Origin of the sequence: Thermoflexus sp., from assembly GCF_025055495.1 — a bacterium.
Lineage (GTDB): Bacteria > Chloroflexota > Anaerolineae > Thermoflexales > Thermoflexaceae > Thermoflexus.
This window is the reverse complement of sequence record NZ_JANWXB010000160.1, coordinates 1-23,137: the sequence shown is the minus strand read 5'-3', so window position 1 is coordinate 23,137 and position 23,137 is coordinate 1. Positions and strand designations below refer to the sequence as shown.

17 protein-coding genes and 1 pseudogene are annotated in these 23,137 nt (G+C 64.5%); 5 read left to right on the top strand and 13 right to left on the bottom strand.

From position 1 onward, the window contains the following. A partial coding sequence (locus NZM16_RS05645; RefSeq protein WP_295479208.1) for a hypothetical protein occupies positions 1–323 on the bottom strand: 323 nt, incomplete at its 3' end. Further along, positions 316–855 carry a 3-isopropylmalate dehydratase small subunit gene (locus NZM16_RS05640; RefSeq protein WP_295447755.1) on the bottom strand — a complete coding sequence of 180 codons (540 nt, stop codon included), beginning with the start codon at positions 853–855 and terminating at the stop codon, positions 316–318. The genes NZM16_RS05640 and NZM16_RS05645, both read right to left, overlap by 8 nt. A gap of 195 nt (positions 856–1,050) precedes the next feature. Here NZM16_RS05640 and NZM16_RS05635 point away from each other — a divergent pair. Beyond that, positions 1,051–1,764 (top strand): annotated as a pseudogene (locus NZM16_RS05635) (DUF4058 family protein); the annotation flags it as partial. A gap of 21 nt (positions 1,765–1,785) precedes the next feature. Here the strand turns inward: NZM16_RS05635 and NZM16_RS05630 are convergent. The 8 genes from NZM16_RS05630 to lysW all read right to left on the bottom strand — a co-directional run bounded on the left by NZM16_RS05630 (position 1,786) and on the right by lysW (position 10,533). Continuing rightward, positions 1,786–3,081 carry a 3-isopropylmalate dehydratase large subunit gene (locus tag NZM16_RS05630; protein WP_295447758.1) on the bottom strand — a complete coding sequence of 432 codons (1,296 nt, stop codon included), beginning with the start codon at positions 3,079–3,081 and terminating at the stop codon, positions 1,786–1,788. A 114-nt stretch (positions 3,082–3,195) separates the two neighbouring features. Next, the gene (gene lysS / locus NZM16_RS05625) at positions 3,196–4,356 is read right to left on the bottom strand and encodes a homocitrate synthase (protein ID WP_366946143.1); all 1,161 of its coding nucleotides are present in this window, start codon (positions 4,354–4,356) and stop codon (positions 3,196–3,198) included. Positions 4,357–4,547: 191 nt separating this feature from the next. After that, complete coding sequence (locus tag NZM16_RS05620) at positions 4,548–5,627, bottom strand: [LysW]-lysine hydrolase (RefSeq protein ID WP_295447764.1); 1,080 nt, start codon at positions 5,625–5,627, stop codon at positions 4,548–4,550. Further along, entirely contained in the window at positions 5,624–6,826 is a 1,203-nt protein-coding gene (locus tag NZM16_RS05615) for an aspartate aminotransferase family protein (protein ID WP_295447767.1), read from the bottom strand. The genes NZM16_RS05620 and NZM16_RS05615 overlap by 4 nt, the downstream gene beginning before the upstream one ends. 144 nt (positions 6,827–6,970) lie before the next feature. Then, on the bottom strand, positions 6,971–7,816 hold the full coding sequence (locus tag NZM16_RS05610) for a [LysW]-aminoadipate kinase (protein WP_295479205.1): 846 nt from the start codon (positions 7,814–7,816) through the stop codon (positions 6,971–6,973). Positions 7,817–8,416: 600 nt separating this feature from the next. After that, a complete protein-coding gene (gene argC / locus NZM16_RS05605) occupies positions 8,417–9,457 on the bottom strand; it encodes an N-acetyl-gamma-glutamyl-phosphate reductase (RefSeq protein ID WP_295479202.1) in 1,041 nt (346 codons plus the stop codon). Next, positions 9,439–10,350 (bottom strand): lysine biosynthesis protein LysX, encoded by a 912-nt coding sequence (gene lysX, locus NZM16_RS05600; RefSeq protein ID WP_295448757.1) that lies wholly within the window; start codon positions 10,348–10,350, stop codon positions 9,439–9,441. Before lysX ends, argC begins: the two co-directional genes overlap by 19 nt. 12 nt (positions 10,351–10,362) lie before the next feature. Continuing rightward, a complete protein-coding gene (lysW, locus tag NZM16_RS05595) occupies positions 10,363–10,533 on the bottom strand; it encodes a lysine biosynthesis protein LysW (protein ID WP_295448753.1) in 171 nt (56 codons plus the stop codon). A 687-nt stretch (positions 10,534–11,220) separates the two neighbouring features. Between lysW and NZM16_RS05590 the strand changes: the two genes are divergently transcribed. Then, complete coding sequence (locus NZM16_RS05590) at positions 11,221–12,447, top strand: hypothetical protein (RefSeq protein ID WP_295448749.1); 1,227 nt, start codon at positions 11,221–11,223, stop codon at positions 12,445–12,447. Between the two features lie 404 nt (positions 12,448–12,851). Beyond that, positions 12,852–14,717 carry a selenocysteine-specific translation elongation factor gene (selB, locus tag NZM16_RS05585; RefSeq protein ID WP_295448747.1) on the top strand — a complete coding sequence of 622 codons (1,866 nt, stop codon included), beginning with the start codon at positions 12,852–12,854 and terminating at the stop codon, positions 14,715–14,717. Between the two features lie 187 nt (positions 14,718–14,904). Here selB and mutL read toward each other — a convergent pair whose 3' ends face one another. Further along, positions 14,905–16,563, bottom strand: a complete 1,659-nt coding sequence (gene mutL, locus NZM16_RS05580; protein ID WP_295448744.1) for a DNA mismatch repair endonuclease MutL — start codon at positions 16,561–16,563, stop codon at positions 14,905–14,907. A 209-nt stretch (positions 16,564–16,772) separates the two neighbouring features. Beyond that, the gene (locus NZM16_RS05575) at positions 16,773–17,858 is read right to left on the bottom strand and encodes a response regulator (RefSeq protein WP_295479199.1); all 1,086 of its coding nucleotides are present in this window, start codon (positions 17,856–17,858) and stop codon (positions 16,773–16,775) included. 191 nt (positions 17,859–18,049) lie between these two features. Here NZM16_RS05575 and mutS point away from each other — a divergent pair, with 191 nt between their 5' ends. Both mutS and NZM16_RS05565 read left to right on the top strand, forming a co-directional pair. Further along, the gene (gene mutS, locus NZM16_RS05570; RefSeq protein WP_295448739.1) at positions 18,050–20,671 is read left to right on the top strand and encodes a DNA mismatch repair protein MutS; all 2,622 of its coding nucleotides are present in this window, start codon (positions 18,050–18,052) and stop codon (positions 20,669–20,671) included. 104 nt (positions 20,672–20,775) lie between these two features. Continuing rightward, positions 20,776–21,696, top strand: coding sequence for an HD domain-containing protein (locus tag NZM16_RS05565; RefSeq protein WP_295448736.1), 921 nt, complete (start codon positions 20,776–20,778; stop codon positions 21,694–21,696). A gap of 31 nt (positions 21,697–21,727) precedes the next feature. Here the strand turns inward: NZM16_RS05565 and NZM16_RS05560 are convergent, their stop codons facing one another. After that, a complete protein-coding gene (locus tag NZM16_RS05560; RefSeq protein WP_295479196.1) occupies positions 21,728–22,828 on the bottom strand; it encodes a hypothetical protein in 1,101 nt (366 codons plus the stop codon). Positions 22,829–23,137 lie beyond the last annotated feature (309 nt).

The window sequence follows — 23,137 nt, the reverse complement described above, 5'->3', positions numbered from 1 at the left end:
GGAACTCCTCCATCAGCTCGTAAGCGGAATGGAATAGATACTGGGCCTTCCGCGCGGTGACGGAACAGAATCCAGGCGGGACCCCGCGGCGGTGGGAGATAAATTGCGAAATCTGATTGTTCCGGACCGGGGAAAATGGCGTAGCCGCTCAACTGCAGGCGATGCATAACATAGTGAGCGGAGTAATAACGCTCCGAGCGCGTTTCCCACCGGAAAGGGGAGAGCCAGCCCTCCCAACTCTTGGGCCATGTGTTCTCGCTCATTTTCTTCTCCTTCGCAAGCAATGGCTCGAGGGCGGTTCTGAACGCCAGGCGCTCATCCATCCCCTGCGCCCCCAGATGTTCGGATATCCCCGATGGGAACAGGAAGGCCCAGCCGACGGCAAAGCATGGGGATCAGTCCCCCTTCCTCCAGGATCATCCGGAGGGTGGGCGAGAGGGGCGGGAAGGCGAACGTCCCAGCCCGGGAATAGATCCGATGGGTCTCTAGATCGATCTCGATCTCCTCCCCGGGCTCGATGGCCTCCACGGCTTCCGGACATACCACTGGCAGCAGGCCGTTGTTCACCGCGTTGCGAAAATAGATGCGGGCGAAGGATTTCGCGATGATCGCTTGCACCCCCGCCGCCTTCAGCGCGATCACGGCCTGCTCCCGGGAGGAACCGCACCCCCAGTTGCGGCCGGCCACGATGATGTCGCCGGGGCGAACCTCTTGGGCGAAGCGGGGATCCAGATCCTCCAGGGCGTGTCGGGCCATCTCGGCAGGGTCCGTGATCGTGTAGGTGTATTTCCCCGGGAAGATCACATCCGTGTTGACGTTGTCCCCATACTTCCATACGCGTCCCCGCAAGCGCATGGCTCGAACCTCCTGGGATCTTGAAAGGGATCTCTTCGCGCAAATATGATACTGCTATCCGCGTCCCTGTGGCTCCATGGGCCATCGGGAGGAAAATACAGCAGGGTGGAACAATCCAGTCCTCCCAGCAGTCTCTCAACGGCATATTACTAATATAGAATGTGGTTAATATGATCCGACCTTGCGAGGTGGAAGATGCCCTCGCCCTTTCCTGGTATGGATCCCTACTTGGAGGATCCGGTTCTGTGGCCGGATGTGCACCATGGTCTGATCGAGGGGATCCGGACAGAGCTGACCCCTCTTCTGACCCCCCACTTCTACGTTCGAGTAGAGCATCGGGTTTATATCACCGCGCCTGGGGAGGATCCAGGATATACCGTCCTGGTTCCAGATGTTGGGATCACTCGGACCATGCTGGAATCTTGGGCTCCTACAGGTTGGTCAGGGCGGCCGGCGATCACAGCCCCATCGGTGGTGGAGGCAATGATCGACCCGGAGGTTCGTGATGCCTATCTGGAAATCCGGGACGCGCGCTCGCACCGCGTGGTCACGGCCATCGAGGTGCTCTCGCCCGCGAACAAGGTGAAAGGATCTCGGGGACAGCAGACGATGGCCGAGAAGCGCCGGCTGCTGTTGCAGGGCGGCGCCAGCTGGCTGGAGATCGACCTGTTGCGCGGGGGCGAGCGCCTCGAGGCCGTAGCCGGACGCAGCGATTATGTGGTGGTCCTCTATCGGCCGGAGTAACGAGAGTTGCTGGTCTGGTTCATTGACCTGCGTGATCGATTGCCGGTAGTGGCGGTCCCATTGCGCTCTCCGTTCCCAGACGTGCCGCTGGATTTGCAGAAGGTCCTGGATGAGGTTTACGAACGGGCCTGCTACGCGGATCAGGTGGATTATACGCGAATGCTTCCAAATCCAGACTCTCAGACCTTACATGACCTCCCGGGGATCTGTGATTCGCCCTCGCAGGGCGCTGGCGGCGACCACGGCCGGGCTGGCCAGATAGATCGCTGCGTCCGGCGTTCCCATCCGCCCCCGGAAGTTCCGGCTCCCTGACGAGATCACGACCTCGCCGGGCGCGGGGATCCCCATGTGGTTTCCCATGCAGGGGCCGCAGCCCGGGACTCCGATCATCGCCCCAGCTTCCACCAGGATCTGGATATACCCCCGCCGGAGGGCTTCCTGAAGCACCTCGCTGGAGGCCGGGATCACCAGCAGCCGCACGTTCGGGGCGATGCGCCGCCCCCGCAGGATCTCCGCTGCAGCGGCGATATCCTCCAATCGTCCGTTGGTGCATGTGCCGATGAAGGCCATATCCACCCGAACTCCCGCCACTTCTCGCAATGGCTGAACGTGATCCACCGAGTGCGGGCAGGCCACCATCGGCTCTAAGTCATCCAGTCGATACCCATATTCCGCCTCGTATACAGCGTCCGGATCAGGATACAGCGCGTTCGCGGCGATGCGCTCGCGGACCGCTTCCACGGGCTCGCCAGTGCGCCGGGCCCAACGGGGGGCCAGCCAATCGTAGACCGCATCGTCTGGGGGGAGATAGGCGTTCTTGACCCCGAACTCGGCCATGAAGTTGGCGATCACCATCCGGCTTTCGATGGAGAGGGCGTGGAGGCCATCGCCGTTCAACTCCACCGAACGATACAGTCCCCCATCGGCGCCCAGGTCGTGGAAGATACGCAGGCATAGGTCCTTAGCGGTCACGCCGAAGGGCAGATGGCCTTCCAGGGTGATCCGGATGCTTTCCGGCACCCGAAGCCAGATCTCCCCAAGGGCCCAGAGGGCGAGCACCTCGCTGCGCCCCACGCCAGCCCCGAAAGCCCCCATCCAGCCGAAGTGGGTGGTGTGGCTGTCCGCGCCGAGGATCATCTGGCCGGGCCACACCAGGGCTTCCTCGCTGAGCACCTGGTGGCAGATCCCCCGTCCCGCTTCGAAGAAATGGCGAATGCCCTGTTCTGCCACGAAGCGCCGGATCTCCGCGTGGTTCTGGGCGTGGCGCGGCGTCGGCGGCGGGACCGCATGGTCCAGGGTGATGACCAGACGGTCGGGATCCTTCACCCGTTTTAATCCGAGCCGGTAGAACATCTGGGCGATGGCCGCCGTGTTATCGTGGCTTAGGATCCAGTCCGGCTGCGCATCCACGATCTCGCCGATCGCCACCTGGGTTCGTCCGGCGGCGCGGGCGATCGCCTTCTGGGCGAACGTCTGTCCCATCGGATGCCTCCTCACGGCAAACCCGGTGAAGGAGTTGAGGAAATTCCATAAAAAGACGTCGAGGTGTGGAACGGAAGGCGAAGCCTTCGTCTCATCCTCTCCGGCTGCGTTGCTTTATCGAGCAGCGGGCTGAGGGATGATCTCTCCATTCGCCCAGCGCCGCAACATCTCGTCCACGTCCTCCAGGGTGATCCGCTTCTCATCGGCCAGGGCCTTGATGCGGATGGTGACGGCGCGGATCTGCTCGTCGCTCAGGTTCAGCCCCAGCTGCTCCGCCCGCGCCTTCACCGCGTTCCACCCGGTCAGCCGGTGGGCGATCGAGATGTAGCGGGTCATCCCGAAATCCTGGGGGTCCAGGGCTTCGTAGGTCTCCGGGTTGTTCAGGATCGCCTTGGCGTGGATGCCGGCCTTATGGGTGAAAGCGGCCATCCCGGTGATGTAGTTGTTGAAGGGGATCTCCACCCCCACCATCTCGGCCACCATCTGTTCGAGCTCGCGCAGCTTTCTCAGGTTATACTTGCGCCGCACCAGATCCCGGTTGACGGTATACATCCGCGCGATGAAGCCGCCCAGGGGGGTGATGCCGTTGCGCTCGCCGATGCCCAGGACGGTGGTGTCGATGTGGGTGGCGCCGGCCTCGAGAGCGGCGAAGGCGTTGGCGATGGCGCACCCGGTGTCGTTGTGGCCGTGGAACTCGATATCCGCCTGGGTCAGCCGCCGCAGGGTGCTCACCAGCCAGGCCACCTGGCTGGGCGTGGCGATGCCTACCGTGTCGGCGATCCCCAGCCGGTTCACCACCCCCAGCCGGTCCACCGCCAGATACACCCGGAGGAGATCCGCCGGATCGCTGCGGAAGGTATCCTCCGTGGAGAAACGGAGCTCGATATGAGGCGCCTGCTCCCGGATGTAGGTCAGCACCTCCGCAGCCCGGTCGATGATCTCCTCCACATCCATGCCGTGGCTGAAGGCGCGAAGATAGGAGGAGACGCCGATGACTACATCGATGCCGTCCACGCCGGTCTCCAGCGCCTGCCGCGCGTCTTCTAAGTGGCAGCGGATGTGGGTCAGCACTTTGCAGCGTAGCCCCAGCCGGGCGATCGTCCGGCAGTCCTCAAAGCTCTTCGGCGAGGCGGAGGGATTGGTGAGCTCGATGTATTCCACCCCGAACTCGTCCAGGGCATGGGCGATGCGGATCTTGTCTTCCGTGGAGAAGTAGGCGCCGACAAATTGCTCCCCTTCGCGCAGCGTCGATTCGATGATGTAGAAGTGATCCAGCGGCATGCTTCTCCTCCTTTCAATGGGAAGTAGAACAGGGTCTGTGCGTTGCGATCGATGCGGGACTTCTCCCTCTCCACACCACAGCGTGGAATGGAGAGGGGATTCAGATCGGAGGAGACCGAGCGGGGCAACGAGATCACCTGCTCCGCTGCTTTAAACCCCAGGTTTGCAATACCGCAAGCCGGATCTCATCGCGCTCCGCCTTCCGCGATGGCCGCCAGGGCGCGGGTCAGCACCCGGATGCCGGTTCGATATTCCTCCAAGTCGATGTGCTCCTCCGGCGTGTGATCCAGCCGGGCATCGCCCGGCCCATACGCGGCGATGGGGCAACGCCAGGCCGGCCCTACGACGTTCATGTCCGAGGTTCCGGACTTGAGGAGCAGGCGCGGCCGAAGCCCCTCCCCCCGGATCCCGGCCAGCAGCGCCCGCGTCAGAGGCGTGTCAGCGGAGGCCCGCCAAGCGGGCTCTTCCCCCTCGGTCCACCACATTGCCCCTGCCGCCTCCAGGATCGGACGGATCGCCTCTCGCCACTGTTCCGGCGGCCAGGCCTCGGGGAGCCGGAACCCTACGGTCATCTCCGCCCACTCCCGGAGCCCATCCCCATCAGCTGCGAGCCGGCGGAGGGAAGGGGTCACTTGCTCAAAGAGGCGGCTTCCGTCGGAAGCGGACCGGGCGTGCTCCCGGAGCGCAATCCACAGCTCCACGATCCGCTCGGCCGGGTTGGGCTCCGGGACCGCCGTGTGGCGGCCCGGGGCCTCCAGACGGATATGCAGGAGCAGTCGGCCTTTGTAACCTAGGGCGATGGCGTCGACCCCGCTGGGCTCCAAGATGAGGACCAGGTCGGGCTGTGGCCATGTGTGCAGAAGATGGCGAGCCCCCCGGGAGGTGGCGGACTCTTCCTCTACCGCCCCGACCACCACCCAGCGCCATCCCGGTTGAGGGCCCACCCGGGCGACGGCGACCGTCGCAGCCGCCAGCGGGCCCTTGGCGTCCACGGCTCCCCGACCATACAGCCGGCCGTTCTCCATCCGCACCGGGATCTCTCCGGGAACGGTGTCCAGATGTCCGAGGAGCAGCAGCGTCCGCGGCCCTTCCCCCTGGATGCCGACCGCGTTGCCCGCTTCGTCGACCCATGCCTCAAACCCGTGTCGGGCCATCCATCCAACGAGGAAGGCGGCCGCCGGGCCTTCATTCCCCGATGGGCTGGGGATCCGCACCAGTTCCTCCAGCAGCGCGATGGACTCCGCATCCTCGATCCGGCGGCTCATCCTTCTCCTCCTTCCGTCATCCGGGAAACCGGGAGGGGCGCTTCGATGAGCGCCCGCTCCAGTGCGGCCGCGATCTGTTCCAGATGCTCGGGCTCAATGATCAGGGGCGGCAGGAACCGGACCACATCCGGGCCGGCTGGGAGTGCCAGCACCCCGTCCTCCATCATGCGTCGCAGGATCGGAGTGGCTCGCCCGCGCAGGGCGACGCCGATCATCAGGCCGATCCCCCGGATCTCCCGCACCATCGGGGAACGGATCTGACGCAGGCGCTCCTGGAACCACGCTCCCCGCTGGGCAGCCCCTTCGATGAGGCGCTCCCGGCGAAGGGTCTCGATCACGGCGAGGGCGGCCGCGCATGCCATGGGGTTCCCGCCGAAGGTGGAGCCGTGGGCGCCGGCCGGCAGCGGGCCCCACTCCGCGAGGAAAGCAACGGCGCCGATGGGGAACCCGCCGGCCATGCCCTTCCCCATCGCGATCAGATCGGGGAGCACCCCGTAGTGTTCGGCGGCGAACCATCGCCCGGTGCGCCCGAATCCGGTCTGGACCTCATCGAAGATCAGCGCCGCGCCATATCGATCGCAGAGCTCCCGCGCCGCCTGCAGGAATGTGGGATCCGCTGGCCATACGCCGCCTTCTCCCTGGACGGGCTCCAGGATCACCGCCGCGGTTTGGGGTCCGATGGCGGCCTCCAGCGCGCCGATGTCGTTAAAGGGAATGTGGCGGAACCCGGGGACCAGCGGCTCGAAGGGCTGACGATAGGCAGGGTTCCAGGTGGCGGAAAGGGCGCCCATGGTGCGTCCGTGGAAGGCACGGCGGGCCGCAATGATCTCCGCGCGTCCGGTGCGCCAGCGGGCGAACTTGATGGCGGCTTCCACCGCTTCCGCCCCGGAGTTGCACAGGAAGATCCGCCACGACTGGCTGCCGGGGAGGATATCCTGGAGCGCCTCCAGCAACTGCGCGCGCCGGTCGTTGTAGAAGATCTCCGGACAGATCATCAGGCGGCCCATCTGCTCCCGGAGCGCCGCCTGGACCGCCAGGGGGTTGTGCCCCAGGAGGGCGACCCCCTGGCCACCGGTGGCGTCCAAGTAGCGGCGTCCCGCTTCGTCCCACACGTAGACGCCTTCCCCTCGGACCAACACCAGATCTCGCTTGGGATAGACCCCGCTGGTATGGCGGCTTTCGATGGCCCGGATATCCATCGTTGAAAACCTCCAAGATCGGCGAGAGGGGCCGTCCACGAATTGGAGCACGAATATACGAATTGCATGTTTCCTGGCGCGGAGGCGCTGGCCGACCCAAGGCGCCGGAGAAGGGCGGCTCCCGGCCAGAGCAGCCAGGATGGCCTAAGGCCCTCCCGCTTCCATCGGGAACGGGAGGCGTAAGGGCATGGCGGTGATGCGAGTTCCCTCCCCTCGGAGGGCAGCGGTCAGGGGGGCGGGACGACGGCCATCGGCCAGCCAGACGCAGGGGAGGCCACTCTGAAGGGCCTCCCGTGCCGCTAAGAGCTTATGTCGCATGCGCCCCTGGGCCCAGGCCATCGCCTCCTCCAGTTCCTCGAAGCGCAGTTCAGCCACCCGTGTAGTCTCGTCGGGGAAGGCCCGGAGCAGGCCCGGCGCGCCCGTGAGGAAAATCAATCCCTCCGCTTGCAGGGCGGCGGCGATGGCCGCGGCCGCCCGATCCCCGTCCACGTTGACGATTTCTCCCTCCGGCGTCAGGCTCATCGGAGCGATCACCGGGTAAAGCCCTAATCGGAGCAACCCGCGGAGCAGCTCCGCGTTCGCACCGATGGGCGCTCCCGAATAGTCCCCCCGCAGGATCCGGATGCGATCCCCGTCGCGGATCCGCAGCGCCTCCTTTCGGCGAGCCTGGAGCAGTCCGCCATCGATCCCCCGCAGGCCGATGGCATGGACGCCTCGACGACGCAGGGCGGCCACCAGGTGGGCATTGACTCGGCCGTAGGCCATCAACAGGATGTCCCGGGTACGCTCATCCGTGTAGCGGCTGGTGAACCCCGAAACGGAAGTGACATATTGGGGCGGGTGCCCCAGGGCCTCCCCCAGGGCGTCCGCTTCTTTAGAGATCCCGTGGATCACCACCCAGCGTCGGCCTTCCCGGGCCCAGGCCGCAAGCTCATCCAGCGCCGCCTCCGCGTTAACGGCTGCGTTCCCGCCCAGCTTGATCACCCACATCGGTCTCCTCCATGGGGATGAATGGACTCCCGCTGCATCTCGCAGGTGTATCCGCGTCCGTTCTCTTCTCGAAAGCGCTCATCGCGGGCGCTTCACTGCGTGCCCAATCGCAAAACATAGACCTTCCGTTTGTGCTCGGGCCTGCGAGTATCCATTCTTTGGGACACCTGGGACAGGTGATTACACGTCCTGCTGTTTGGGAACCCATAACGGGCGCTAACGTGCCCTACTACTGCTTTGGCCAGTTATAAACCGGGGATTTGAGGAGCCGAAGCCTGGCCGGAAGGCGATGGCCCCTCCGCCCCGCCCCCGAAACCCCCCAAATTAAAAATGGACAACGCACTACAACCCCGGGCTTTTCGTTCGTATTGGGGCACGTTCGCGCCCGTCCTCTTTTATGCGCGCTTCGAGCAGATGCTCTGCCTCGCTCCATGCCTGATGGTGAGCGGGGGTTTTTGTTCGTAGCAGGGCTCATTGCCGTCCGCTCTCTTCTTGGGAACCTATAACGGGCACTGATGTGCCCTACTACAAACAGGGTCTTTCGTTTGTGGTCGGGCCCAGCCCCATTTGTTCCGGTTGTGAGCCTCTGGATCCTTGGGCTCATGCCGGGTAGATCGGGATCAGATCCAGCCCTGCGGTCTCGGGCCAGCCCATGGCGATGTTCAGGGATTGAACCGCTGAGCCTGCCGCGCCCTTCATCAGGTTGTCCAGCGCGCACAGCGCCACGATGCGTCCCGTTTCCTCTTCCACCGCAAACCCCACATCCGCGTAGTTGCTTCCGATCACCGCCTTCGGGTCCGGCAGCCGGTGGAGGCCCTGCCGGTCCTTCACGATCCGGATGAAGGGTTCTTCCCCGTAAGCGGCGCGGTAGATCCGCCAGAGGTCCGATTCAGCCAGGGGCGCCCGGGGCCACGCGTGGGCTGCCGCCAGCACCCCTCGCACGGCATCCACAGCGGTCACGGAGAGGAGGATCCCATCGCAACCCAGGGCTTGGCGGACCTCCGCGGTGTGGCGGTGGCCGACCGGCGCGTAGGGCCGGATCGCGCCGTGGCGTTCAGGGTGATGGGAGCCCGGGTTCGGCTCGCGCCCGGCCTCCGAGGATCCGGCCTTGATGTCCACCAGGATCGGACGCTCTGGGTTCAGCACATCGGCCCGGACTAACGGCCATAGCGCCAGGATGGCCGCGGTGGCATTGCAACCGACCCCGCTGATATAGCGGGCTCCCCGCAGGTCCTCTCGATAGCGCTCGGGCAGGCCGTAGACGAAGCGGGGAAGCCACTCCGGATGGGGATGCGGGTGGCCATACCAGCGAGGGTAGGCCTCCGGGTCTCGAAGTCGGAAATCGGCCGATAGATCGACCACAACGGGAGCCAGGGCGGCGAAGGATTCGATGCGCGGGGCTACCTCGCCGTGGGGAAGGGCGATGAAGAGCACATCGCACGGATGAAGATCCCCCATCCGGCAGAAGGTCAGAGTTGCGGCCCGGCGCAGATGGGGATGCACGCGATGGACGGGCTCCCCCGCATGGGATTCCGAGGTGACCTGGGCGATCTCCACCTGAGGATGACGCAGGAGCAGGCGGAGGAGCTCTCCGCCGACGTAGCCGGAGGCTCCCACGATGCTCACGCGGACCCGTTCCATCGCCCGACCTCCTGAGGGAGAGGGTGGGAGTGGGCGGCCGTCCATCCATCGCGGACCACCCGGATCACGAAATCGGCGATCGCTCCTGGGATGTCGACGCCAGTGGGCTCCACCGAATTGCGGAACTCCATCGAGTGGTTGATCTCGTTGACCAGGAGCCCTCGTTGAGGATCTTCCAGAAGGTCGATCGCGAGGGCCCCACCGCCCACCGCCGCGGCCGCCCGCGCACAGATCTCGGCCAGCTCCGGGATGATCGGGCAATTCGAGGCCCGTCCTCCCCGGGCCGTGTTGGTGATCCAGTGTTCAGAGGACCGGTAGATGGCCGCGATGGTTTCCCCGCCCACGACGAAGGCCCGGATGTCCCGGCCCGGCTTCGAGATGTATTCCTGGATGTAATAGACGCCGTGGGCGAAGCCTCCCAGCGTCTCCTTGTGTTCCAGGAGGGCCTCCGCTGCCTCCCGATCGTTCACCCGGGCCAGCAGCCGTCCCCATGAGCCGAGCACCGGCTTCAGGACCACCGGGTAGCCCCATTCCTCGATGGCCTGCAGCGCGCCTTCCGGGGAGAAAGCAATCCGAACGCGGGGGGTGGGGACGCCAGCCCGGGCGAGGGCGGCGGTGGTGAGCAGCTTGTCCGCACAGGTGTGGATCACCGCCGCCGGGTTAATGACTGGCAGGCCGATATCCTCCAGCAGCTGTGCGGCGTGGAGGGCCTGCCAGTGGCTGAGGGAACGCATCAGCACCGCGTCGAAGCGGTTCCAGCTCCCGGGGACTCCTACTTCCAGGATCGTCGAGCGGTCGTGAACCACTTCGACGTCCACTCCCCGGCGCCGGAACGCTTCCAGCAACCACTTCTCCTCCGTTCGCACCAGCGAGCAGAACAGGGCGATCCGCATCGGCCTCGCCTCCTACTCCCCCCAGTCCTCTTCCACCTGAGGCGCACGGTCGAGGGTCAGGGGGGAAAGGGAGATGACTTCCAGCGCCACGCCGCATTCCGGGCAGGTCAGGAACTCATGGAGCACCACATCCTCCCGCAGCGGCACGGGGGCCGCGCACTCCGGACAGATCCCGTTGAGCATGGTCCACCTCCATCCGTGGAAATAATGAAAGATCTCAGATGTTGGGGGATTGGCCGGATGACTTCGGCCTCCAGGTCAGCGTCCCCGCTTTCTTCTTTTTTATGGAAAAGGGCAGGAAGGGTTTCTCCCGATAAAAAGAAACCCCCAGGCTACCGGACGGTAGCCTGGGGGTTGGGATCCTGACGAATACAAAAAAGCCGCTACGTCAGGACCGGACTACCGTCCGGACCTTGGGGCGCAGCGGCTTTTTTGATCCACATCCTCGCAGAGGCCAGATCGGGCATGGGGACTTCAGCCTTCGAGTTTGCTCTTAACTATAACCAGGATTTTTATTTTGTCAAGAGGCTCGCCTTCGCGCCGGATGGGTTCTGGGGGAGTCCGATGGGCCTCCTTCGGGGTTCTGCTTGTCCCAGCGCATGCAGAGGCTGGGGTGGGGCTGGATGGTGGCTTCGGGTGTCTCTCCAGCCTTTATGCGGCTCGCGGGGACGGGGAAGGCCATCGAGGGCGGCCTCACGGAGCAAGGGGGCTGGACGGTTTGGAGGGAGTGTTTCAGCGATGCGGAGACATACTGGACCCAGTTGCCGATAAGATCGCGTTGGCCTTGCGGATTCCGGATGGATCCAGAACGCAATCTGGATTATGATTTCCTTAAGTTCGGAGGTCCGAATTCGGTTTGGGAGGTGAACCGTGCAGCCGCAGATGGAAATGGAGCTCGCCCAGACTCGACAGACCGTCCTCTGGCTGGAACAGGAGCGCCGTAAGGATAAAGAAATGATCGCGCTCCTTCAACAGCGCGTCGATCAATTGACCCTCCTTCTGGAACAGGCTCGGGAGCAAATCCGGCAACTCGTAGAAGCCCTGGCTGCCGTTCAAGCCCAGGCCGCCCGATCCACGCAGGTGGAGCCTCTCCTGGCCCGCTTGCGGGAAGAGCTGACGGCCATGTTGGACCGACGCCTGGGGGAGCTGGAGCGACAGTTTCGGGAAAGTCAAACTGCGTTGCAGCTCCAGGTGAATGACTTTCAGCGCTCCCTCCAGGTCCTTCCGGAATTCGCGCTTCGCCTGGAACGGACGGAGCAGGAGTTGGCCTCCCGCCGCGCCGAACAGGATCGCCTGCTTCGCCAGTTGCAGGTCCAGTCCCAGCGTGTCGAGGAGATCGGCCGCGCCTTGGAGGAAACGCGGCCTCGTCTGACTTACCTTGAGGAGCAGACCCGCCAGACCGCCAAGCGGGTATCCGACGTGGAACAGGGGCAGACGGATCAGCGGAAGCGGATCGAGGAACTGGTCCAGCGTTTTCCATCCCTGGAAGAGGAAATGCGAAAGCTTCCCCGTCGCCTGGAGCCTATCGAGGTCCGTCTGGAGGAGCTGGAAGGACATGTGGAGGCCCTGCGTCTGGCGGATCTGCAGCACGGTCAGGCTTTCCGCCGCCTCGAGCAACATGTAGAAGAGCGTCTCGCTCGCATCGAGGATTATCATACGGCTCTCCACCAGTTGCAGGACCTGGCGCGGGATAGCCGGCAGGCTCTGGAAGAATTACGAACGCTCCGGGAGGGTTGGGAGCATCGCCTGAAGGAGATGGGAGAGCTCTTGCGGCTGAGCGAGGTCCGGTTGAAGCAGGAGTGGGAGGAATGGCATACCGCTCAGGAGAAGCGCTTCCACCAGCAAGGCCTGATCTATATGGAGCGATGGGCAGAGCATGACCGGGAGCATCGCAGCCTGGAAAGCCGGCTGGAGCATGTGGAACGCCAGTGGCCGCGCCTGGAGCAGATCCTTCGGGGGCTGCTGGAGGAACAGGAGGAATGGGCCCGCCATCTGCGGGATGCGGCCCGTTCCTGGGGCCAGAATCACGAACAGCGGATGAATCGCCTGAAGCAGAGCTTGAGGGAAGCCCCAGGTGGTGAAGCCCACAAACTGTGAGAGTTTCTCCTCTGAATCCCTTTCCCCATGCCGCGAAGCGGCGTGGGGAAAGGGTAGGGAGAGGGGGGATCGAGCCCTTTCCCGTCATCGGGCGGTTCGCTCTCTAGCTTGCACGAAGGTTTGAACATGAGCCAAAGACTTCTCGAGGAAGCGAACGGCGTAACTCCTATCCGGAGAGAGCCAGGCCTTTCCATTCTATCCGGTCGATTCCCAACCTGGATGCCAGGTCGCGGAGGATAGGTCTCCCGGCCTGTGCATCGGCACACCTGGGAGCTGTCCTTCCCACCATTCGTGTATTCGTGCTTCACCTTCGTGGACGGCTCCCCTCTCCCCAAGCGTCCCGGCTGAAGGCTCCATCGTGGATCGGTTGCATAGAAGCGGGGCATCTGTCGGGAGGAGCGAGTATGCCAGTGATCGCCACCGCCGGCCACGTCGACCACGGGAAATCCGCTCTGGTAGAGGCCCTCACCGGCATTCATCCGGATCGTCTGAAGGAAGAGCAAATCCGGGAGATGACCATCGACCTGGGTTTCGCTTGGCTAACCCTGCCCGACGGGGAAACCGTGGGGATCGTGGATGTGCCCGGCCATATGGATTTCATCGAGAACATGCTGGCCGGTGTGGGCGGCATCGATGCGGCCCTTCTGGTGATCGCCGCCGACGAGGGCGTGATGCCGCAAACCCGGGAGCATTTCGCCATCCTCACCCTGCTCGAGGTCTGCAATGGCGTGGTGGCCCTAAATAAGATCGACCTGGTCGACGAGGAATGGCGGGCCCTGGTGGAAGAGGATGTTCACGCTATGCTCCAGGGGACCTGTTGGGAGGATGCGCCGGTGATGCCGGTCTCCGCTCGAACCCGGGAGGGCCTTGGGGAGCTGGTGGAAGCTCTCCAGAAGATCCTGCAGGGCCGCCCACCGCGTCCAGATCTGGGGCGAGCGCGTCTTTCCATCGACCGCGCATTCACGATGCCGGGTTTCGGGACGGTGGTGACCGGCACGTTGCTGGATGGCTGCTTTCGAGTCGGGGAGGAGGTTGAGATCTGGCCCTCCGGACGTCGGGCTCGTATCCGGGGCCTGCAGTCCTATCGCCGTCGGGTGGAGCAGGCCCTCCCGGGCTCCCGAACGGCCATCAATATCAGCGGGATCGCTCCGGAAGATCTGCGCCGGGGGGATTGGGTGACCGTTCCCGGAGTTTTCCAGCCCACCGAGCTTCTGGATGTGTATTTGATCCATTGGGAAGGCTCTCCCCGTCCCCTTCCCCATTTCGCTGAGGTGAAATTCTTCCACGGGGCGTCCCAGATCATGGCCCGGGTCCGGTTGTTGGATCGAGAGGCCCTGCAGCCGGGAGAGTCCGGTCTGGCCCAGATCGTCCTCAGCCGTCCGACGGTTGCGGCCCCCGGGGATCGCTTTATCCTTCGCTGGCCCTCCCCCTCGATGACCCTGGGGGGTGGAGAGATCCTGGATGTCCATCCGGGCCGACGCCATCGTCGGTTCCGCCCGGAAGTCCTTTCCGCATTGCACGTCCTTTATCGGGCGGATCCGATGGCCCGGTTGCGGGCCTGGCTGGAACACGAAGGGCTGCTTGCGCTTTCGGAGGCCTCCCGGCGACTCGCCTTGCCCCCCGCGCAGGCGCGCGAGTTGCTGGAACGTCTGACATCCGAAGGCGCGGCCGTTTCCATAGGGGAGGGCCTCTGGGCGGCGCCGGGCTGGCAGGACCGAGCCATCCGTCAGCTGGTGGAGCAGGTGGAAACCTATCATCGACAGAACCCCTTGCGTCGAGGCATGCCCCGGGAGGAGGCCCGGAGCCGGCTGGGATGGCCTTCTGCGGTGTTCGAAGTCGCGGTCAAAGCCGCTGTGGTGAAGGGCCTTCTGGAGGAAGCAGGCCCTTTGATCCGGCGAGCAGGCTTCACAGTCCGTTTAAACGAAGCGCAGCAACAGCAGGTCGAAGCCTGGCTGGCCCGGATTCGGCAGGATCCATGGCATCCCCCGAATCCCCGAGAGCTCGAAGCGGGGTTGGGCCGGGAGCTTTTCCAGGTCTTGCTGGATGAAGGCCGGTTGGTTCGCCTCAGCGATGAGGTCGTTCTTTTGGGGGAGACCTGGCGGGAGGCGGTCGAGCGCATTCGGGCGCATCTTCAAGCCCATGGGACCATTTCCGCGGCGGAGGCCCGGGATCTGCTCCAGACCAGCCGGAAGATCGCGGTGGCGGTGCTGGAACAGATGGATGCGATGGGGATCACCCGGCGTGTCGGGGATGTGCGGGTCTTGAATTGATGCAGGCGTTGTGGGCTGAATCAAGTCCACAGGAACAAGTCGCTCTCCACCGGAATGTCCGAGGTCAACCGTTCCCAGGGGCGACATCTCTTCCTGCCTTGGCTGAAACGGATCCGCTTTAGGGGATGGGCGGGCTGCCTGCGGCGGCCTGTTCCCAAAGCGCTCTATGCCCCTTACGAACGCCCTGTCAACGGCGCAGGAATCGGCGCTCGATCTCCTCCCGGCTCAGGAGGAACCACGCCGGACGGCCGTGCGGACAGGTGGAGGGGGACCAGGTTTCCAGGAGGGCGTCCAGGAGGGCCTGCATCTCCTCCAGAGAAAGGCCATCGCCCGCCTTGATGGCGGCCACGCAGGCCAGGCGCATGGCGATCCGCTCTCGGGGATCACCGCCCCCTCGCCGGAGCGCGGAGATCTCCTCCAGCACCGCGTTGAGCAGGACGTTCGCGGAGACACTCGTCAGCGGGGCGGGGAGCGCGCGGATCACGAAGGTGTTTCCCCCAAAGGGATCGATGTCGATCCCCAGGCTTCGCAAGGTTTCAAGCTCCACCTCCAGTTGATCGGCCTCCCGCGCGGAGAACGAAAGGACCGCCGGGGAGGACAGGGGGGTCGAAGCGCTTCCGGCCCAGAGTTGCTCGAAGATCACCTGCTCGTGGGCGGCGTGTTGATCGACCACGATCAGCCCCTCTTCGCTCTGGGCCAGAATGTAGGTCTGGAGCAACTGGCCCAGCGCCCGCCATCGGGACGGCCGGCCGTATTCCGCCGGAGCCTCCGCCAGCCGCTGGGTCGGCCGCGGTTCTTCGAAGGACCATTCCATGGCGATTCCCTCCGAACGGGGGAACTCCGCCAAGGCGGCCTCCACGGCCCGGCTCACCCCCCAGTAAACGGAGCGCTCCTGGGAAAATCGCACCTCCGCCTTCTGGGGATGGACGTTCACATCAACGAACGCAGGGGGGAGCTCGATGTGGAGGATGGCCAGTGGATACCGGCCTGCGGGAAGCCGCCCGGCGTAAGGCCGCTCCAGCGCCACGGCCAGCAGCCCGCTGCGCACCGGTCGTCCGTTTACGTAGAAATACTGGAAGGACCGGGAAGCCCGGCCCAGGGTGGGTCGGGAGATCAGGCCGTGGATGCGGAGATCTGCCGCTTCCCAAGAGGCCGGGATCAGCGCGTCGGCGACCTCCCGCCCCCAGATCTGGGCCGCCCGCTCCAGTAGGGTTCCGGGCGGGGCCGTCAGGACCTCCCGGCCATCGAGGAATAGACGGAACGCCACTCGGGGGTAACCCAGCGCATAGCGGCAAACGGTTTCCCGAATCCGTTCAGCTTCCCGCAACGGAGATTTGAGGAAGCGGCGCCGGGCCGGGGTGTTGTAGAAAAGATCCCGGACTGTCACCACCGTCCCCACCGGACTGGCCGCCGGTTGCACCGTGTATTCGTTCCCCTCCGAGATGAGACGCGTGCCCTCGGTTTCCTCTACAGTGCGGGTGAGGATCTCCACACGGGCCACGGCCGCGATGCTGGGCAGCGCCTCCCCACGAAAGCCCAAGGTGCGCACATCGCCGAGATCCTCTACGGTTCGGATCTTGCTGGTGGCGAAGCGGGCCAGGGCCAGGGGCACCTGAGCCCGGGGGATACCATGGCCGTTGTCGGCCACGCGGATCAGCGTGAAGCCGCCTTCCCGGGCCTCGATCTGAATCGTGGTCGCCCCGGCGTCCAGCGCGTTTTCGATCAATTCCTTCACCACCGAGGCAGGCCGCTCGATCACTTCCCCTGCCGCGATCCGGGCTGCTACCTCAGGGCTGAGAACCCGGATCGCAGGGATGTTTTCTGATGACAATGCCCTTTCAGACATCACGCGCTCATCTTCCCGAAAACCTGGCTTATCCGAACTCGTGCCGCTGGCTGGGCCCGCCGATGGGCAAAGGGTTGAAACGCTTCGAACCCTCCTCCGGTCCGGTGAAGCGGCATGAGAAGAGGGGATCGGGCCCTTTCCCGCCACCGGGTGGTTTACTCCCAAACAGGGAGTGCGATCCGTCCCAAGTGAGCATGACCGAGGATTCGCTATCGGCGCACCGCTACCACATAGAGCGGCATCCGGATAAACGCGGGGGCCTCTGTCCAGAGCTGCACAGGGAGAAGACCCTGAATCGCCTCATGGAAGGCCGGCGTGAGCAGGATTTCGCCTTCCGGGGCGAGGGTGGACAGGCGTCGGGTCATTTCCACCACCTCGCCGATCGGCGTGTAATGAAGATAAGCCGATCCCCCCATCAATCCGATCAGCGCAAGCCCCCGGTGAAGCGCGAAACGGGGGGCAAACCGTAGCGGCGGGGGCAGGCCCAGATGCAGACGACGGATCCGTTCCCGGAGGACCAGGGCTGTCCGCAGGGCCCGCACGGGGTGATCCGGACAGGAGATCGGCGCGTTGAACCAGGCCAGGGCTGCGCCGTCCACCACCGGACAGGGCGTTCCCCCTTCTGCCTGAACGCTTTCATAGAAGAGATTTAGATGTCGATTCAGCGCCTGGTGCAGGGTCCCCGAAGGAAGGCCTTCATGGCGCGCCGCCTCCTGAATTCTCTCCCAAAGCCCACCCCATGACACCGCCAGAACGCTAAGAGGTTGCATCCGGGCGGGGCCCATGATCTCGTGGGGAGCCTTCTGTAGAATCTGCAGGATTGAAGAGGGAATGAAGGATCGCAGTAGATTCCACCAGCGAAGGTGATACGTCTTGAGCGAGGCGATCCGCTGCCCCAGGCGTAGCTGCGCCTGGATCCGGGCCAGGATCTCGCGGGGATCGTAAGGCTTGGTCACGTAATCTTCCGCACCGATCCGCAATCCTTCCACCAGTTGCTGAATGGCGGATCGGCCGGTCAGGATCAGCACCGGGATATCCCGGAGCTGCGGGTCCGCCTTGATGGCCCGGCACACCGTCAGCCCATCCGCATCCGGTAAGCCGAGATCGAGGACCACCACGTCTGGGCGCCAGGCGCGAAGCTGGCTCCACCCCTGGCGGGCCGTCGCGGCGATGGCCACCTCAAAGCCGTTCCAGACCAGCAGATCGTGAAGCGCCTTCGCCTCGCTGGGATTATCCTCGATGATCAGCACGCGGGGCGATTGTCCCTCGCCCTTCCCGTGATGTCCCCTTGGCATTTGAACCGCCCCTCCGTCGAATCGGAGCAATGGAATGCGATTCGTCGCTCAACCGCTGAAACCCAGCGCGCGATGCGTGTCATGGAGGATGGGGACAGGCCTGGGGCCTGCCGGATGGAGCTCAGTCTCCCTGGCGGGAGTCCGTCACGTTAAGTGTATACTGAAAACAGCCTGCCGTAGGAGAGCTGGGAATGGAGGACCTTACGCCCATCCGCCGTCAGTATCTGGAGCTCAAACGCCAATACCCGGATGCTGTCCTGTTTTTCCGACTGGGCGATTTCTATGAGGCCTTTGACGAAGATGCGGAAGTGGTGGCCCGGGAGCTCGACCTGATGCTAACCTCCCGTCCGGTGGGGAAGGGCCAGCGGGTCCCGATGGCAGGCATTCCTTATCATGCCGTGGAGCCTTACCTCGCCCGTCTGGTGGAGAGAGGCTATCGGGTGGCCATTGCGGAACAGGTAGGCGAGCCGGTGAACGGTCTGATGCCCCGTCGGGTGGTGCGGGTGGTGACCCCTGGAACGGCCCTGGAGCCCACCCTGCTGGATGAACGCAAACCGAACTATCTGGCGGCGTGGATCGAGCTCGCGGAGGGCGTTGGGCTGGCGTATTGCGAGGTGAGCACCGGGCATTTCGCCACCACGCAGTGGACCGGCCCGGAAGCCCGGCGGGAGGCAGAGGCGGAGTTGCTGCGCCTGGACCCGCGGGAATGTCTCTATCCCGCCGCTCCGGGGGAACCTTCCGCACCCCCGATCGCTTTGCCGGCGGATCGCGCCACGATCCATTTCACGCCGTTCCCTGCTTATCGCTTCGAGCTGGGGGTTGCTCGTGCCGCCCTGCAGGAGCATTTTCAGGTGGTTTCGTTGCATGCCTTCGGCTTAGAGGATCAGCCACTGGCGCTGCGGGCGGCGGGGGCCATCATTCAGTATCTACGGGAAACCCGTTCGGAAGCCCTCTCGATCCTGACGTCGCTGGAGACTTACACCACTGCCGGATATATGGTCCTGGATCCGGCTACCCGCCGCAACCTCGAGCTGATAGAGACCATGGCCGGGGATACCCGCAAAGGGTCTCTGCTCTCCATACTGGACTTCACTCGCACCCCGATGGGCGGCCGGTTGTTGCGCGCGTGGATCTCTCAACCGCTGCGGGATCGGGCGGCCATCGAGGCCCGCCTGGATCAGGTGGAGGCCTTCGTGGAAGATCCGATCGCCCGGGAACGGTTGGCCGAGCGGTTACGGGGATTCCCGGATCTGGAACGGCTGGCCGGGCGGGCCCGCAGCGGCCTGGCCTCCCCCCGGGATCTGGCCGCTTTGCGTCGGGCAATGGCGGCGCTGCCGGAGCTCCAGACCCTCCTCCTGCGGATGGAGGGGCCGCGGGCCGACGCGGTTCGCCCTCTGGCGGCGCGTCTGGCACCTCTTCCGGAGCTACAGGATCTGCTCACGCGGGCTCTGGTGGAGGACCCTCCCGCCACCCTTCAGGAGGGGGGAGTCATCCGGCCCGGTTTCTCCGAGGAACTGGATCGCTGGCGGGCGATGGCGAAGGAGGCCCAGGCCTGGCTGGCGGATCTGGAGCAGCGGGAGCGCGAGCGAACCGGCATTCGCACCTTAAAGGTGGGCTACAACAAGGTCTTCGGATATTACATCGAGATCTCGAAGGCGGCGGCCCGGCAGGTGCCCCCCGATTACGTCCGCAAGCAGACGCTGGTCAACGCAGAGCGCTTTATCACTCCGGAGTTGAAGGACTACGAAACGCGGGTTCTGAGCGCGGAGGCCCGCCAGGCAGAGCTGGAAGCGGAGCTGTTCCGGGAGCTCTGCCATCAGGTGGGAGAGGCGGCGCCCCGGCTGCGGGAGATCGCGGGGGCGATCGCGCACCTGGACGTAGTCGTCGCGCTGGCGGAGGCGGCTGCTCGCCATCGGTATGTGCGCCCGGAACTGGTGGAGGAGGACATCCTGGAGATCCGCGGCGGGCGGCATCCAGTGGTGGAACGGGCCCTGGCGGATCGGTTCATCCCGAATGATGTGGTTTTGAACGAGGATGCGCGGATTCTGATCCTAACGGGCCCGAATATGGCGGGGAAGAGCACCCTGTTGCGCCAGGTGGCCCTCATCGTGCTGATGGCCCAGATCGGCTCCTTCGTCCCCGCCGATCAGGTCCGGCTGCGCCCGGTGGATCGCATCTTCACCCGCATCGGCGCCCACGACGAGCTGGCGGCCGGCCGCTCCACGTTTATGGTCGAGATGAGCGAAACGGCGTATATCCTGCATCAGGCCACCGCGGAAAGTCTGGTGGTGCTGGATGAGATCGGGCGGGGAACCAGCACCTACGATGGCCTGGCGATCGCCTGGGCGGTGGCCGAGTATCTGCACAACCATCCGAAGCGGCGGCCGAAGGTCCTGTTCGCCACGCATTACCACGAGCTGACGGCGCTGGCCGCATATTTGCCGCGGGTCCGCAACGCCCACATGGCGGTGGCGGAGGTGGAGGGGCGGATCGTCTTCTTATACCAGGTCCGGCCGGGCGGCGCGGATCGGAGCTACGGGATCCATGTGGCGGAGCTGGCGGGGTTGCCCCGGCCGGTCATTCGACGGGCGCGAGAGCTCCTCAGCCGTCTCGAACGAGGCGAGCCCGCGGTGCGACCCAAGGCTCATCCCCCGGCCACGCCCCTTCCCCTCTTCGCCGAGCACCCGGTGGTCCACGCGTTGCGTCGCTTAGATCCGGAGACCCTCTCCCCGCTGGAAGCGCTTCATAAGCTGTATGAACTGAAAGGATTGATCGACAGGGCCTCATCCTCTTCCGGCTCCTCCGGAATATGACGGCTGACGGATGCTCCATTTAAGTCAATCACGGTATAGACAGCTTACGGTTTCTGGTGCTGGAGAGAGGGAAGCGCCCCCAGGATTTCTGTCAGGAGGCTGCTATGAGCAAGGTCAGCGTGCCGCGTCGTCATATCGCCTACCGAGATCATGGTGTAGTGATTGAGATCGCCTCGGACTATCAACAACTGGCCAGCCGGGCGGATGCGACCATCCGCAGGGTTGTGGAGCGCTATCCCAAGACCGCTCGGATGTATGACTATCTCCTTCGGGATCCGCGGGTCTCGGCTTCGTGGGATCTGGCCAACTACATGGCGGTTTACAAGATGAACTACAACGATCACGGCCCGGTTCATGCCCGGGTGGCCACCGCTGCGGCCATGCAGATGATGGAGTTGCTGGTTCAGCACCAGGTTCCCCTCGATGTGGTCGCCTCGAGGGCAGGCGATCTGGACGACGCCTTTCTGGTGGTGCTGGCCGCGGAGATGTTGCATGACATCGGGAACATGGTCCACCGGATCGGGCACATCGAATACGGCGTCATGCTGGCGGCCCAGCTGTTGCCGCGCTGGCTGGGGGAGATCTACCCGGATGAGGAACAGGAGCAGTTGATCTTAGGCTTTATCCTGTCGTGCATCGCCAGCCACGATGGATCCCCGCCTCCGCTGACGGTGGAAGCCGCGGTGGTCGCCATCGCCGATGGGACCGATATGACCAAGGGGCGGGGGCGGGCGGCCTTCGACTTGGGGAAGGTCGACATTCACTCTGTGTCGGCCCTGGCCGTGGATGAGGTGGTGATCCGAGACGGGAAGGATGTGCCCATCGAAATCGTCGTCTATCTGAGCAACTCGGCTGGGATTTTCCAGGTTCAGGAGATCCTCGCGCGCAAAGTGGTCGTCACCCCCTTGAGGGATCAGGTGCGGATCGTGGTCTCTGCCCGACCGGAGGCTCCGCTGGCGGATCAGCGGATTATCCAGAAAGTGGTGTTTGAGAACGGACGCTTTCAGACGGCCCAGGATGATTAGCGATTTGTCTTTGTGGCTTGGGAGGCGTGGGTCATCCGTTATCCAGAGCTGTCTCGCAGAGGTCATCGTATCGGGGCGCCAGCGATGGCCAGGTCCATGCGATCAGCGCCTGACGGATCTCCTGAGAAGCCTGTGGGGAACCCCGCAGGAGCGCGGTCAATCGCTCAGCGAGCTCCTCCGGGCTGTGATAGGCATATCGAGGCCGAAGCGCCTCCGGGAACGCCTCCAGGAGCCCGGAGCCCGCGGGAGCGAGCGGCCAGGGGCCCTCAAAGGCCAAACGCATCAGATGAATTGGGGAGTGCAGGCAGATGCTTCCTTCCACCACTGCCCGTGCAACAGACGTCCAGCGTCGCGCCTCATGGGTTTCCGGGTTCAGGATCCCCAGAATGCGGGCGCGGAGGCCGGGAGGGAGCCGCTGCGTGCGGGTTGCTTCCCTTTCGGGGCGCTCACTCAGAAGCAGGACCCGGAAGTTTTGCGAACGGAAAGCTGGGTGATCCAAAGTGGCGATCAGCAGAGGGATTTCTTCCAGCTCGCCTCGCAGAATCCAGAGCACTACCGGTTCGCGGAAAAATGGGTCCTCAGAGGGCAAGGGGAAGGGCTCAAAGCCCGGAGGCAACACGGTCGCGTGTTTTTCAACCTTGAGGGCGAGCTTGAGCTCATGCTGAGCGAGGGCGCGGAGGAAATGCTGGCGCTGGCCCTCTCCATGGAACACACAGCGCTCGACGATCCGGGTCGTGCGAAGCTCGATCGCGATCTCTTCCAGCGTGGAAGTTTTCGGGCAGGCCATCGCGCTGCGATGCCAGTAGATCCAGAAGGGGACCCCCGTTAGCAAGTCACCGACCTCTTCGACAAGGGCCAGCCCATCCAGCCCATCTGTCAGAAGGACCAGATCAGGCAGCCCCGCGGGCTGACGGGAAGGATCCCGGGTGGCGGAGCCGGTCAGATAGCGTCGGATTCGCCGGGCCAGTCGCCTCGCTCGCTCTCGGGCGATGGGGGAAGGAGTCCCGGAGGGCATCTGGAACGAGGGGGGGAATGCGAACGCGAAGATCTGATGACGGCTGTAGCGGGCCCAGCCCTCGATCCACAGCCGGCGTTCAATCGTCAGCCAGGGATCTATGATCCAGATCTTCACGCCCTCCCATCCGTCCAGAGATCTCGAGAGTCCAGGGGACCAAGGGCAGTCCCCACCAATGCCGTCCTGCTTGTCCCACCTTCTTTCTACGCCGTGGGATGGCACGGGGAAGAAGAGTTTGAAGTGCGAGGCCTGGGTCCACATAGCTCCAGGTCCCACGTCCCAGAGTGGAGCGCGTGGCGTCCCATCCGCAAGCATCTTGTCCAAAGCCGAACTGTGCACTCCTGTTGGTTTTGGGGCTGGGGGGCCCCCCCAAGCCGGGCCCCCCCCCCCAAACCAAATTTGAAGGGGGAGGGGCCAGGGGCCCAT